Here is a 13,729-nt window from a genome sequence, read left to right on the forward strand (position 1 = left end):
ATGACCACCCGCTCCACACGGATCCGCCCCCTTCTCACCCGCGGCGCCGCCGGCATCGCCGGTGGCCTGCTCCTGCTCGGCGTCGCCGGCACCGCCTTCGCCGACGAGCAGCAGGGCGCCGACGACGTCGACGTGAACGTGCAGATCGCGCCGCTGACCACGCCCGGCTCGCTCTCGATGACGGTCGCGAGCGACTCCACCGCGCTGACCGAGAACGGCTCGACGGGCGTGGTCCGCCAGTTCACCGGCACGCTGCCGACCGTGACGGTGACCGACACCCGCGATCCGGCCGACATCCCCGCCGAGGCCGGCTGGTACGTGCTCGGCACCGCCAGTGACTTCACCTCGTCGACCGGCGACACGATCGGCGCGGAGAACCTCGGCTGGGCGCCGAACCTGATCGACGGCGGCGACTCCGGCCTCGTCGCGGAGGGCGACGTCGTCGACACCGCCATCGACGGCGGCCCGGACGGCGTCGGCCTCGTCGATCAGGAGCTGCTGGCGATCACCAACGACTCCGCGGGTGTCGCCGAGGAGGGCTCCTGGACCGCCGACGCGGCCCTGACCCTCAAGACCCCCACCACCGTCGACGCCGGCGACTACAGCTCGACGCTCACCCTCTCCCTCTTCGAGTGAGCCCCGTCATGCTGGTCGAGTAGCCGCCGCAGGCGGCGTATCGAGACCCGGCGTGCCGGACACGGTGGATCTACTCTGAAGAGACGCCCGCAGCCATGCTGGTCGAGTAGCCCCGCAGGGGCGTATCGAGACCCACCACCGCAAGGACGTCGGTCTCTTCCCCGCCCTGCGATGGCGCCGGAGGCGCCCCCTCCGCTCGATACGCCCGCTGCGCGGCCTACTCGATCAGCATGAAGCGCGCCCGCCGCCCGGGCTGCCCGACCAGCATGAAGCGCGCCCGCCTGTGGGTAGGCCGCTCAGCATGAAGCGGGCCGGCCGTGCGGGAGGTCACGCGTCCGGCACATGCTGGTCGAGTAGCCGCCTCCGGCGGCGTATCGAGACCCGCCCTCCTGGGCACAGTGGATCTCGAGACGCCCGCTCCGCGGCCCACTCGATCAGCATGAGTCCTCGAGTGGACCCGCGACGGGCCTCGTGTCGCGAGCAGGCCCCTGCACGCGTCCACTCGGCGGGGCCGGCTCGCGCGAGTCGACGCGCGTCGGGCCCTGCGCCCGTGCCGGGGCCCGTTCCGGGTCCACTCGCGCGCTCGCCCCATGCTGGTCGATGAGCCGCCGCCGGCGGCGTATCGCGACCCGGGCTGCTGGGGACGGTGGATCTACTGGGAAGAGACGCCCGCACACATGCTGGTCGAGTAGCACCGCAGGGGCGTATCGAGACCCACCACCGCATGCACGTCGGTCGCGTCCCCGCCCTGTGCTGGCGCCGAAGGCGCCCCCTCCGCTCGATACGCCCGCGATGCGGGCTGTTCGATCACCATGAAGGGGCTGCTCGATCGACAGGGGTCGATGGGGCAGGCGGGTGCGGTGCCCGCAGGCGTTCGGTATCGTGGCGCGCTCCGAGACCCGAGGGGGCATCGTGAACCGTCCGCACGTCACCGCAGGAGCCGCCGGGGTCCTCCTGCTCGCGCTCGCCGGCTGCACGCCGCCCGCGCCGGAGGCGACCGGCGGCGGGCTCGACCTCGCCGTCTCCTCTGTCTGCGAGGCGGGCGCGGATCCGCAGTGCACCGCGGTCGGCGGCCAGGACGTGCTCGTCGACCCGGCGGCGTTCACCCGGGCGGGTGTCGCCTCGGTCGAGGTGTTCGGCACCGGCGACGCCCGGACCGTCGATGTGCGCTTCGACGAGGACGGCGCCGCGCTCTTCCAGGACGCGACGGCGGAGGCGGCGGGCGCCGGCCCGGACGCGCGCCTGCTGCTGCGGGCCGGCGACGTGGTCGTCTCGGCCGTGGCGGTGATGCAGGCGATCGAGGGCGACTCGGTGCAGATCCTCCCCGGCGACGAGGACGCGCGGGCGCTCGCCGACCGCATCCGCGCGGGCTGACCCGGGCGGTCAGGACGCCGGCGGCTCCTCCACGCCGAGCTGCACGGCCAGCTCCATGCATCGCACGCGGGCGGGGGAGAAGTCGTAGGGCAGGCTCCGGATGACGTCCGCCGCGCTCTTGGCGCGCGGATCGGCCGCGGATGCGGGCGTCTCGGCGTCCTCGGGCGGGTGCCGCTCGTCCCAGGCGTCGGCGAGAGCGTCGTCCTCCTCCAGCTGACCGGACTCCGTGCAGACGCGCAGCAGCTCCGTCTCGAAGGCGTGCCGCTCGGCCGCCACCTGCGCGACGCGGGGGTCGTCGACGGCGACGGAATCGTCCAGGGCCTCCTCGGCCGCGTCGACCCGGTCGGACGCGGCGCGCAGGTCGGGGTGCGCAGCGAGCGCGGCGAAGCGGCCGGCCTGGATCGCGGCGCCGAGCGGGCCGAACACCCGCTCGGTGACCAGCAGGACGTCCAGGTCGTCCTGGCGCAGCGAGCCCTCGGGCGCGCCCTCGAGGCGGCCGGAGACGAGGTCGTCGAGCAGGCCCAGCCGGCTGCCGAGCGTGCGCATGCGCTCCACCGACGCCCGCTGCCGCTGCAGCTCGGCCTCCTGCGCGGCGAGGGTCTCCTCCAGCCGGGCGAGGACGGCGGCGACCTCGTCCTCGTCGTCCGCGGCGAGCGATTCCGCGCCGGCGAACGCGTCGCGGATGTCGTCGAGGGCGATCCCGGCGTCGGCCGTGCGGCGGATCCAGAGCAGCCGGACGATCTCCGCGTGCCCGTACCGGCGGCGCCCGTCGCCGCCCCGCTCGCGCTCGGGGAGCAGGCCGATCTGGTGGTAGTGGCGGATCGTCCGGGGCGTGACGCCGACGAACGCCGCGGCGTCGCCGATCAGGACCTCACGGGGCGGGGTCGGGAACGGATGCATGGCGGGCCTCTCGAAGCGGGACGGGACGTGCTTCGAGCAGATCACATGACGCTGCGGCAGGAGCAAGCCGTGCTCGATCGGCACGCGCGGGACCCGCTGCGCAGGCTGGTCGATCAGCATGCAGACGGACCAGCGTGCGGCATTCATGCTGGTCGAGTAGCCGCCGCAGGCGGCGTATCGAGACCCACCCGGCGGGGGACGGTGGATCTCGATACGCCCGCTGCGCGGGCTACTCGATCAGCATGAAAGGTAGGCCCGCGGAGCGGTCTGCTCGATCAGCGTGTGCTCGGCACGCGCGACCGGCCCGCGCGCTACGACGTGTAACCCGCCTGGATGGTGTCGAGGACCTGGTCGGTGCTCGAGCCGTCGATCCAGTCGACCATGCCCTTGAAGAAGCTGTCGGAGCCGACGGCCTTGGGCATCAGGTCGGAGGCGTCGAAGCGGAACGTGGTGCCCGGGTCCTGCAGGATCGAGATGGAGCTGCGCAGCAGGTCGCTGCTCGCGTTCGCCGGGTCGAGGCCGGTGTTCGCCGAGATGACGCCGCCGAGCTTCACGCGGCTGTTCGCCCAGTCGGCGCTGGCCAGGTACTCCTGCACCTTCGCGGTGTCCGCGTCGTCCGCGAAAGCGGCGACGAACTCGCCGCCGCCGGTGACGGCCTGGTCGTCGTCCGCCTTGATCGGCGGGGTGAGGAACGCCCAGACGTCGCCGTCCTCCGCCACGGTCGCGTCCGCTCCGGTGAGGAAGCCCTCGAAGAAGGACGCCTGGTGGGTCAGCGCGCAGGAGCCGTTGGCGATGTTCTGCGCGACGTCGCCGAAGGCCGTCGAGTTGATCGAGGACACGTCGCCGTAGCCCGCGTTCACGAGCGTCGGGTCGAGCAGGATCGAGCCGACCGAGTCGAACGCGGCCTTGATCTTCGGGTCGGTGAACGGGGTGTCGCCCGCGACCCACGAGTCGTAGACGTCCGGGCCGGACTCGCGGAGCACCGCGTCCTCGATCCAGTCCGTGCCCGGCCAGCCCGAGGCGGCGTCCGAGGCGAAGCCTGCGCACCAGGACGGTCCGCCCGACTTCTCGGCGATGGTCTTCCCCAGCGCCTCCATCTCGTCCCACGTCGTCGGGACCGAGACGCCCCACTCCTTGAACTTCGCCGGCGAGTACCAGACGTAGCCCTTCACGCTCGCCATCAGCGGCGCGCCGTACTGGGTGCCGTCGACCTGGCCGTACTTCTGCCAGTCCTCCGACCAGTTCTGCTTCACGTTCGCGAGGGCGCCCTCGGGCAGCTCCTTCACCTTGCCCGAGGCGACGGTATCGGCGAGCAGTCCCGGCTGCGGGAAGATCGCGAGATCCGGGACGTCACCGCCCTGCACCTTGATGCCGATCTGCTGCTCGAAGCCCTTGTCGCCGGTGTACTTGATGTCGATGCCCGACTCCTTCTCCCAGTCCGCCCAGGACTGCTCGAGCAGGGTCGCCTCGTCGCCGTTGATGGTGCCGTAGACGGTGACGGAGCCGTCGCCCGCGGCGCCGCCGGAGCTCGCGCCGCCGCCGGCGTTCGGGTCGTTGGGGTCGCTGCTGCTGGAGCAGCCCGCGAGGGCGATCCCGGCGGCCGCGAGTACGGCGACCGGAAGGGTGAGACGACGGTGCAGGGATGACCGCATGGTTCCTCCTCGTTGAGTGATGGAGCGACGAGGGGGAGTAGCCCCCCAGCTGCGTCTGCCCAGAGTACGTCCTGAGAGAGCGCTCTCTCGGTAACGATCCGGCGTCGGATCGGCGACGAGCGGCCAGGAACGTCCCCGCCCCGGTCACGTCGGCATCGGAAGTCCGGAGCCGCACAGCGCATTACCACGAATCGTTGCCGAATCGACCCCCTGGCGCGTTCTGCTTCCGGTACCGTCGTTCTGCTCGGCATTCCCGGTCCACCCGCCCGGCGTCCCCCTCTTCCCCGATCCTGGCGGGGGAGCTGCAGGACCCTCGCGGACCCGGGCTCGGCCCGTCCCCGGACGCGCCCCGTCGCCGGCTCCCGCGTACCCGACGCGGGAACGACCCCCGAAAGGCGTCCCCGATGGACCCCGCCCCCGCTCCGCGCATCCCCCTGACGCCGCGGCTCCTCCCGCCGACCCGCCGGGGCCGCCTCCGCGCGTCGCTCCTCGCGATCGCCGCCGCAGCAGCCCTCGTCGTGGTCGGCCTCGTCGTGCCCACCGCGAGCGCCGACACCGCCTGCGCACCCGGGCAGAACCCCATCGTCTGCGAGAACGCGAAGCCCGGCACCGACCCGTCGGTCTGGGACATCACCGGAGCCGGCGACCCGTCCATCCAGGGCTACTCCACCGACATCAGCGTCAACGTCGGTCAGCGCATCGACTTCAAGATCGACACCGACGCCGCGGCGTACTCCATCGACGTCTACCGCACCGGCTGGTACGCCGGGAAGGGCGCCCGCCTGATCACCTCGGTGACCCCGAGCGCGGCCCTCCCGCAGCTCCAGCCCGAGTGCCTCTCCGACGTCACCACCGAGCTCTACGACTGCGGCACCTGGGCCGTCTCGGCGGGCTGGGACGTGCCGAGCACCGCCGTCTCCGGCGTCTACGTCGCCCTGCTCACCCGCGCCGACACGGGCGGCCGGAGCCAGATCACCTTCGTCGTGCGCGACACCGCCAGCACCTCGGCCGTGCTCTTCCAGACCTCCGACCCCACCTGGCAGGCCTACAACACCTACGGCGGCTCGAACTTCTACAGCGGCGGCGCCAACGGCCGCGCCTACAAGCTCAGCTACAACCGGCCCGTCACCACCCGCGGCGACAACCAGGGCCGCGACTTCTACTTCGCCAACGAGTTCCCGCTGGTGCGCTTCCTCGAGCGCAACGGCTACGACGTCAGCTACTTCAGCGGCGTCGACACCGACCGCTTCGGCTCGGCGCTGAAGCAGCACCGCACCTTCCTCTCCGTCGGCCACGACGAGTACTGGTCCGGCGCCCAGCGCGCGAACGTCACCGCAGCGCGCGACGCCGGCGTGAACCTCCAGTTCCTCTCCGGCAACGAGAACTACTGGCGCACCCGCTACGAGCCCTCGCCGACCGCGGGCGGCAAGGACTACCGCACCGTCGTCACCTACAAGGAGACCTGGGCGAACGCCAAGACCGACCCGTCGCCCGAGTCCACCGGCACCTGGCGCGACCCGCGCTTCGCCTCGGTGGCGAACGGCGGCGGCCGGCCCGAGAACTCCCTCGCGGGCACGCTCTACATGGTGAACTACTCGGATCTGCCGGTGACCGTCAGCGCCGCGGAGGGGAAGCTGCGGCTCTGGCGCAACACCTCGCTCACCGGCCTCGCCACCGGGAGCAGCGCAGCGCTGGCGCCGCACACCATCGGCTACGAGTCCAACGAGGACGTCGACAACGGCGCCCGGCCGCCCGGCCTGATCCGCCTCTCGACGACGACCGGCGCCGTCCCCGAGTACCTGCAGGACTTCGGCACCACCGTCGCCGCGGGCACCACCCGGCACAACCTCACCCTGTACAAGGCGGCGAGCGGCGCGCTCGTCTTCTCGGCCGGCTCCGTGCAGTGGACCTGGGGCCTCGACCAGCAGCACGACGGCGACGGAGCAGCCGCCGACGTCCGGATGCAGCAGGCGCAGGTGAACCTCTTCGCCGACATGGGCGTGCAGCCCACCACGCTGATGAGCGGCCTGGTCGCCGCCACCAAGAGCACCGACACCGCGGGCCCGACCGTCGCGGTCTCGAACCCCTCGGGCGCGACGAGCAAGGCCAACGGCAGCACGGTGTCGGTCTCGGGCACAGCGACCGACGCCGCGGGCAAGGTCGCCGGCGTCGAGGTCTCGACCGACGGCGCCACCTGGCACCCGGCGACCGGCACGACGTCCTGGTCGTACAGCTACGTCCAGCACGGCGCCGGCACCGGCTCGATCCGGGTGCGCGCCGTCGACGACAGCGCCAACATCGGCGCCGTCACCAGCCGCGCCGTCACCATCACCGGCACCGCCACCGTGTTCGGCGCCGAGGTGCCGAAGACCGCCGACTCCGGCGACGTCGATCCGGCCACCCTCGGCCTGCGCTTCACCCCGAGCACCGACGGCTTCATCCAGGGCGTGCGCTTCTACAAGAGCGCGGCCAACACCGGCCCGCACACCGGCGCCCTCTGGAGCGTCGACGGCCGGCAGCTGGCCACCGTCGCCTTCGCGAACGAGTCGGCGAGCGGCTGGCAGACCGCCACGTTCGGCGCCCCCGTCGCCGTCACCGCCGGCACCACCTACGTCGTCTCGTACACGACCACGACCGGCCACTACTCGTCCGCGGACTGGTTCTGGTCGAGCACCGGCTACGCCGCCGCCCCGCTGACGGTCGCCGGCGGCTTCGGAGCGACGCCCGCCGGGGTCTACAGCACCACCGGCGGCTTCCCGACCGACAGCTACCGCGCGAACAACTACTACGTCGACGCCGTCTACAGCACGGTCGACGCCACGCCGCTGAGCGTCGGGTCGCAGGCGCCGCTGGCCGGCTCCTCGAGCGTCGCACCGTCGACGAAGGTCTCGGCCGTCTTCTCGAAGGCGGTCACGGCGAGCACCGTCGCGATGACCCTGAAGACCGCCGCCGGCGCGAGCGTCGCGGGCAGCACCGCGTACAACGCCACCACCCGCACCGCCGTGTTCACGCCCACCGCCCCGCTCGCCGCGTCGACCGGGTACACCGCGACCCTCGCCGGCACCGCGACCGGCGGCGGCACCGTCACCGCAGGCGGCAGCTGGACCTTCACCACCCAGGCGCCGGACGCCGTCGCGGGAGCCTGCCCCTGCCGGCTCTTCGACGACTCGACGACCCCGGGCATCGCGCAGGTCGCCGAGGGCACGCCCGTCACCCTGGGCACGCGCTTCGCCCCGCTGGTCGACGGCACGATCACATCGCTCCGCTTCTACAAGGGCCCCGGCAACACCGGCACGCACGTCGGCACGCTCTCGAACGCCGACACCGGCGCCGAGATCGGCCGGGCGACCTTCACCGCCGAGAGCACTGCCGGCTGGCAGCAGGTAACGTTCGCCACTCCGGTGGCCGTGACCGGCGGCACCGACTACGTCGCCGCCTACACGACGACCACCGGCAACTACTCGGCCACGATCAACGGCTTCGGCTCCGGATCCACGCGCGGCCCGCTCGTCACCGCGAGCGACTCCGGCGCGTACACCTACTCCGGCGGCTTCGCGGGGCAGCGCTCGACCACGAACTACCTGGTCGACGTCTCGTTCACGCCGTCGGCGACACCCACGCCCACTCCGACCCCGACGCCGACCACCCCGTCGGGCACGCGCCTCTTCGCGGATGCGACCCCCGCGACCGCCTCCGCCGAGGACTCGTCCTCGGTCGAGGTCGGGATGTCCTTCACCGCGTCGACGGCGGGCAGCGCCACCGGCATCGCCTTCTACAAGGGCTCCCGCAACACGGGCACCCACGTCGGCTCGCTGTGGGACGCCTCCGGCACGCGGATCGCGCAGGTGACCTTCACCGGCGAGACCGCGACCGGCTGGCAGAGCGCCGCGTTCGCCTCGCCCGTCGAGCTCGTGCCGGGCGCGCGCTACACGGTGTCGTACCTCGCGCCCGCGGGCTACTACGCCGCCACGGGAGCCGGGCTGGCGTCGCCGGTCACGAACGGCGCGCTGACCTCGGCCGCCGGCGACAACGGCGTCTACCGCTACGGATCCGGCGGGGTCATGCCGTCGTCGTCGTACAACTCCACGAACTACTTCGTGGACGTGTACTTCCAGGCGAAGGGGTAGGGGCGGGGGAGCAGTGCGTCGAGATCCTCCTCCGGGCGGCTAGTCGACGTACGCCCCCTCGACGCCGAGCGCTTCGATGTCCAGGCCGGTCCCGGACTCGATCATGTCGCCCGAGGGGCCGTCGACGACGACCGTGTACACGTCCCAGGTCTTCGCCACCGTGCCGGAGATCGCGCCGTAGTTCTGGACGGTGTCGTGCACCGTCAGGACCCAGACGGGGCGGTCCGCTGCGATCTGCAGGTCGGAGCCCAAGCCCGGAGCGATCCTCCGCAGATCTCCGTAGGCCAGGGCGGCGGCGAAGACGGGGATCTTCTCGGCGCCGTCGTCGCTGCCCGCTCGCAGGGAGCCGACGAGCTCGGAGACCGGCACCAGGGGCTCGGTCGTGTCATACGGCTGCAGAGCCGGGAAGTCCGCCACCCGCTCCGCGACGGCCTCCTCCGGGGAGATCGTGGGCTCGCCGCCCGCGGCGTCGTGGTGGGCGATCTGCTCGGGGCCGCGTGCGGCGTCTTCGCCGGCTCTCACGGCGGAGACGCTCGTCGTCGTCGCCGCGACCACGCCTGCCGCGAGCAGCACGCCGGCGATGCCCAGCGCGATCCGCGTGCTTCTCATCGGAAACCCCGTCTCGAGTCCGTCCCGGATGTCGTGAGCGTAGCGGCGGAGTAGCTCGTCTCCTAGGGGTCCGACAGGACGACGAGGTCTCACGGCCCGTACGACGACAGCACGCGGGCGACCCTCTCGGCCGCTGCTGCTCCCTCGAAGACCTCGCCGTCAGCGGCGGGCTCGTACCGTCCGGCTTCGATCCGCTCCGCCCAGGCGGAGTACGCGCGCTGCTCGTCGTCGCTGACCGGTCCGCCGATCAGCGGGTCCGTCTGTGGGGTGCTGCTCATGGCGGGGTCCTCCGTTCCTCGGTGGTCTCCCGTGCCCGCTCGTCCACGATTCAAGCGTGAGGCCGCAGCGCAGGAACGCGGCGAACACGATCGAGATCCTTGAGAGCGAGCGCTGCCCCGGGATTGATGCCGCGCAACAGCAGGGTCGTGTCCTTGAGCCGCCGCGCGTGTTGAACGCGAAAGGTCTGCTCGTGATGACCGACTCTGTTTCGGAGGCGACGCAGACGCTCCAGCGCGAGGCCGACCGCGTACCCGTCTTCCACAGCCGTAGGCAGACCCGACGGCAGGTGGGGCTGCCAACTCTTCGTCACATCAGGTGTGAGCCCGGGGAAGGCGGCAGCGATTCCGTGGATCCACAAGTTCTCGCGTCCGCTCAGTCCGGATCCGCGCAGGGCTCTCCGAGCCGGTGGGTCCACGGGGAAGAGGTGGACGAGGCTTCCGAATTCCAGTTGCGCAACGCGATCGTCGAACGTGACCGGGGCTCCATGGCGCGGATGCGTGCTCGCGCGACGCAGGCTCGCTTGGTTCGCTCGGTACGACGTGGCGCCTGCCGTCTTCTTGACCAGACCGGACAGCGGAGTGGCGGCGTCGTCGAGCCAGTTCTCTGATCGACCCTGACGCAGATTCCACTCGCGAAGGGCGCGATCCACAGCGTTCCGGACGACTGCTTCGGTGTAGGCCAGGGTTTCGTACCAGGCGGAGCTCAGCGAGACCTGCCACGCGTAGAGAGCAGCGATCGCGGGTCGGCTGACATCTGCTGGCGCAAGACTCGCTGCCCGCGCCCACTCATCGACGTAGGTCGCCAGACGTGCGTCGTTCATTGCGGCAATCAACCTCTGCGGCATCGCGTCCCCCGGAAACTGCAAAAGCCCCACATGACGTGGGGCTTTCACACTAGTAACGAGCAGATCCTGTCTGCCATTGTTCTCGACGAGATTAGCATTCGACGTCGTCTCCCTGATCGAACTACCGCCACCGGCTGAGGTCTCCGCGATCAGCGCGCCGGCCACGGATGGTCGACGTGCACCGCTCTCCGCGGGCTCATGCGGGCGTCGCCGGGCTCCCGCGCCGCTGATGCGCGAGGATCGGCCGCAGAGACGGTGAAGATGCCGACGCTCCAATGGCGCTTCGAGCGGCGTCCTGGCGCTTCGCGAGGGTGTCGTCGCGGAAGTGCCGCGCAGGAGCGGGACCGGAGGACGACGTTTCACGGCCCGTACGACGACAGCACGCGGGCGACGTCGTAGAGCTCCCGCTGGAGCCAGCGCACGAGCCGCGCGCCCTCGCGCAGCCACTCAGTGGTATCGACGCTCCCGTCCCACCCGTCGAAGACGTCGCGGTGCGTGAGTCAGACGTCGATCCAGGCCTGCAGATCGGTCGTGAAGGCGGAGGACACCCCGAAGTCGCTCGGCTCCCGTGGACCCTCGTCGTCCCACAGTGCGCCGTCGTGCCCGGGCCCCAGGAAGAAGCGGACGTCGACGAGCTCACCCGCGTCGGCGCGGCGCGCGTGCTCGACGACCCGCTCGGGGCTGATCCCCTCCGGCACCGGCCACTCCACCTGGGTCACCGGATCCACGACCCACTCGCCGGTCGGCCACTCCGCGACGCTCTCCACGCCACCAGCATGACCGACACCGATCGCCGCCCCGGGTGTGCAGAGCTGTATGACGCGCCACGGAACGCGCACGCCACCGTCGCAGCCTGGCTCGAATGCGAAGGTGATGCCTTCGACGTCGACCACGACGCCGCCTTTCGCAGGGGGAAGCCCCCCGCCGCCCGATGTCTCTTCACTGATTCATCCGATCCCGACCCACGTTCCTCTCGGCCGATCCGCGTCTGCATCGAGCGAGAGCGTCTCGCGGGTCCGATCGGCGGGCCACCGACTCACGCACGGGGAGAACATGACTTCGCTATCGAGACGACTGGTCGTCGCGGGGGCCGCCGGAGGCCTGTCGCTCCTGACGGTGGAGCACCTGTTCGGCCCGGCAGCGGCCGCTCGCGCCGCTTCCCCTCCGGAGAGCAACGGTGCTGTCGACCCGGCGAGACTGACCACGGTCGCCGGCAGTGCGGGGACCGTGCTGCTCGAACGATCGACTGCTGCGAAGTGGACGGCGATGGTCGCGGCGTGCAGGGCTGCGACGGGAGTCACGATGGTCGTCACCTCTCCGGACGGCGGCTACCGGGACCTCGTCCAGCAGCAGTACCGCTACGAGCACCCCGAGGGCCCGGTGTCCATCGCCCGCCCGGGCTCGTCGACGCACGGCTTCGGGACAGCGGTCGACATCTGGAACAGGCAGCACGACTGGCTCGTCCGTCATGCCCGCGAATTCGACTTCACGCAGACCTTCTCGAGCGAACCCTGGCACTGGCAGTACACAGGCTCGACATCGACCATCGGCCCCGACACAGAGGATGACGAAATGAACATGATCGTGATTTACCAGGACGCCGGAAGCGGTCGCGGCCCGAGCTACGGGAGCACGGCGGTCATCACTCCCCGACGGGGCTTCGTGCAGACCAGCACAGGTCTCGAGAACCGCGACGAGCTCACCGCATGGACCTCCATCGCAGGCGCCCTCGGCATCACGATCATCGAGAAGCACGTCGACGCCAACGGCTTCACCATGGCCGGGCGGTTCTGACCGGGATTCCGACTCGCGCGACGAAGGGCTGCCACCTGCTCCAGAGGTGGCAGCCCTTCTTCGCGCCCGGGAGCATGCGCGGCGAACCGCCCGCTCTCCGCACCGGTGGCTCGTGCTCACTCCGACGCTGTCAGCCCCCGCCCCGGAGCACGTCGCATGATGGCGGGATGTTCATCCCGACCCGAGCCGCCGGTCTCGAGGCGCTCGACGACTTCGTCGCGCGCGCCGGCTCCGCCTACACGCGCGAGCGCAATCACGACCGCGGACCGTCCCGGAGCAACGTCTCCGGGCTCTCCCCGTACCTCCGCCACCGGCTCGTCACCGAGCGGGAGGTCGTCGCCGCGGTCCTCTCCCGCCACACGCTGACCGCCGCGGAGAAGTTCGTCCAGGAGGTGTTCTGGCGCACCTACTGGAAGGGCTGGCTCGAGCAGAACCCGGAGGTGTGGCGCCGCTACCGCCGCGAGGTGAGCGACTTCGAGGGGCACCTCCCGACCGGCTACCGCGACGCGATCGAGGGCCGGAGCGGCATCGACGCGATGGACGCCTGGGTGCAGGAGCTCGTCGAGACCGGCTACCTGCACAATCACACGCGCATGTGGTTCGCGAGCATCTGGATCTTCACGCTCGGCCTGCCCTGGCAGCTCGGCGCCGACTTCTTCTACCGGCACCTGCTCGACGGCGACGCCGCCTCCAACACCCTCTCCTGGCGCTGGGTCGCCGGCCTGCAGACCCCGGGCAAGACCTACCTCGCGACCGCGTCCAACATCGCGAAGTACACCGAAGGCCGCTTCTCGCCGCAGGGGCTCGCCACGTCGGCGCCCGCGCTCAGCGAGGAGCACTTCCCGCCCCGCACGCCGATTGAGCCGGACGACGTCGTCGGCACCCTCGGCACCCGCCCCGGCCTCCTGCTGCACGAGGAGGACCTCGACGCGGCGAGCCTCCTCGCCGAGCAGCCCGGACTGCCGGAGCGGCTGATCGCGACCGCGGTCGTCGCCGACCCGGGGGAGCGCTCGCCGTTCGCGATCTCCGAGGCGGTGCAGGACTTCACCGCCGCGGCGATCGCCGACGCCGCCGAGCACACGGCGGACAAGGGCGGCCGGCCGGCGCGCGTGCTGGCCGATGCGCTGCCCTCGACGGTCGTCGACTGGGCGTCGTCCGAGCGGCTCGACACCGTGGTGGTCCCGTACGCGCCGGTCGGTCCCGTGCAGGAGCGGCTGGACGCGCTCCGCTCCGCCCTCGCTCAGGAGGGCATCGCGCTCGTCACGGTGCGCCGCCGCTGGGACGGCACCGCGTGGCCGTCGGCCGCGCGCGGGTTCTTCGCCTTCAAGAAGCGGATCCCGACGCTGGTCCGCGGGCTGGACGAACCGGAGGACGCGGTCCGGCTGTTCTGAGCGGCGGGGACCTCGGAACGGCTGCTGCTGGACGTCGAGAGCGCAACCGACGAGCAGGTCGCGGACGCAGAGCGACTCCGACGGCCCTGAGAGGGGGGCGCGCCCAGCGCGTACCCTCGTGCC

The 13,729-nt window shown here is 71.6% G+C and carries 11 protein-coding genes; 5 read left to right on the forward strand and 6 right to left on the reverse strand.

Annotation, left to right across the window (positions count from 1 at the left end; genetic code table 11):
• Both EDF45_RS11530 and EDF45_RS11535 read left to right on the forward strand, forming a co-directional pair.
• Entirely contained in the window at positions 1–636 is a 636-nt protein-coding gene (locus EDF45_RS11530) for a hypothetical protein (RefSeq protein WP_123736077.1), read from the forward strand.
• 912 nt (positions 637–1,548) lie between these two features.
• Positions 1,549–2,010 (forward strand): SecDF P1 head subdomain-containing protein, encoded by a 462-nt coding sequence (locus EDF45_RS11535; protein WP_123736076.1) that lies wholly within the window; start codon positions 1,549–1,551, stop codon positions 2,008–2,010.
• A gap of 9 nt (positions 2,011–2,019) precedes the next feature.
• Here EDF45_RS11535 and EDF45_RS11540 read toward each other — a convergent pair whose 3' ends face one another.
• Together EDF45_RS11540 and EDF45_RS11545 are read right to left on the reverse strand one after the other, a co-directional pair.
• A complete protein-coding gene (locus tag EDF45_RS11540) occupies positions 2,020–3,057 on the reverse strand; it encodes a MerR family transcriptional regulator (RefSeq protein ID WP_260312163.1) in 1,038 nt (345 codons plus the stop codon).
• Between the two features lie 164 nt (positions 3,058–3,221).
• Positions 3,222–4,562, reverse strand: a complete 1,341-nt coding sequence (locus EDF45_RS11545; protein WP_123736075.1) for an ABC transporter substrate-binding protein — start codon at positions 4,560–4,562, stop codon at positions 3,222–3,224.
• 404 nt (positions 4,563–4,966) lie between these two features.
• On the opposite strand from EDF45_RS11545, the gene EDF45_RS11550 reads away from it, so the two are divergent.
• Positions 4,967–8,689: a DUF4082 domain-containing protein gene (locus EDF45_RS11550; protein ID WP_123736074.1), complete on the forward strand. Its 3,723-nt coding sequence runs from the start codon at positions 4,967–4,969 to the stop codon at positions 8,687–8,689.
• Positions 8,690–8,728: 39 nt separating this feature from the next.
• Here EDF45_RS11550 and EDF45_RS11555 read toward each other — a convergent pair whose 3' ends face one another.
• From EDF45_RS11555 to EDF45_RS11570, 4 genes are all read right to left on the reverse strand, one after another.
• Entirely contained in the window at positions 8,729–9,298 is a 570-nt protein-coding gene (locus tag EDF45_RS11555) for a hypothetical protein (RefSeq protein WP_123736073.1), read from the reverse strand.
• Between the two features lie 89 nt (positions 9,299–9,387).
• On the reverse strand, positions 9,388–9,576 hold the full coding sequence (locus EDF45_RS11560) for a hypothetical protein (protein ID WP_123736072.1): 189 nt from the start codon (positions 9,574–9,576) through the stop codon (positions 9,388–9,390).
• A gap of 50 nt (positions 9,577–9,626) precedes the next feature.
• Complete coding sequence (locus EDF45_RS21035) at positions 9,627–10,586, reverse strand: hypothetical protein (RefSeq protein ID WP_148060263.1); 960 nt, start codon at positions 10,584–10,586, stop codon at positions 9,627–9,629.
• Between the two features lie 335 nt (positions 10,587–10,921).
• Entirely contained in the window at positions 10,922–11,188 is a 267-nt protein-coding gene (locus tag EDF45_RS11570) for a hypothetical protein (protein ID WP_123736070.1), read from the reverse strand.
• Between the two features lie 106 nt (positions 11,189–11,294).
• On the opposite strand from EDF45_RS11570, the gene EDF45_RS11575 reads away from it, so the two are divergent.
• Complete coding sequence (locus EDF45_RS11575; RefSeq protein WP_260312175.1) at positions 11,295–12,215, forward strand: M15 family metallopeptidase; 921 nt, start codon at positions 11,295–11,297, stop codon at positions 12,213–12,215.
• A gap of 167 nt (positions 12,216–12,382) precedes the next feature.
• A complete protein-coding gene (locus EDF45_RS11580; RefSeq protein ID WP_123736068.1) occupies positions 12,383–13,606 on the forward strand; it encodes an FAD-binding domain-containing protein in 1,224 nt (407 codons plus the stop codon).
• The last annotated feature ends 123 nt before the right edge of the window (positions 13,607–13,729 follow it).

It is taken from the genome of Rathayibacter sp. PhB186 (genome assembly GCF_003751825.1).
GTDB classification, from domain to species: domain Bacteria; phylum Actinomycetota; class Actinomycetes; order Actinomycetales; family Microbacteriaceae; genus Rathayibacter; species Rathayibacter festucae.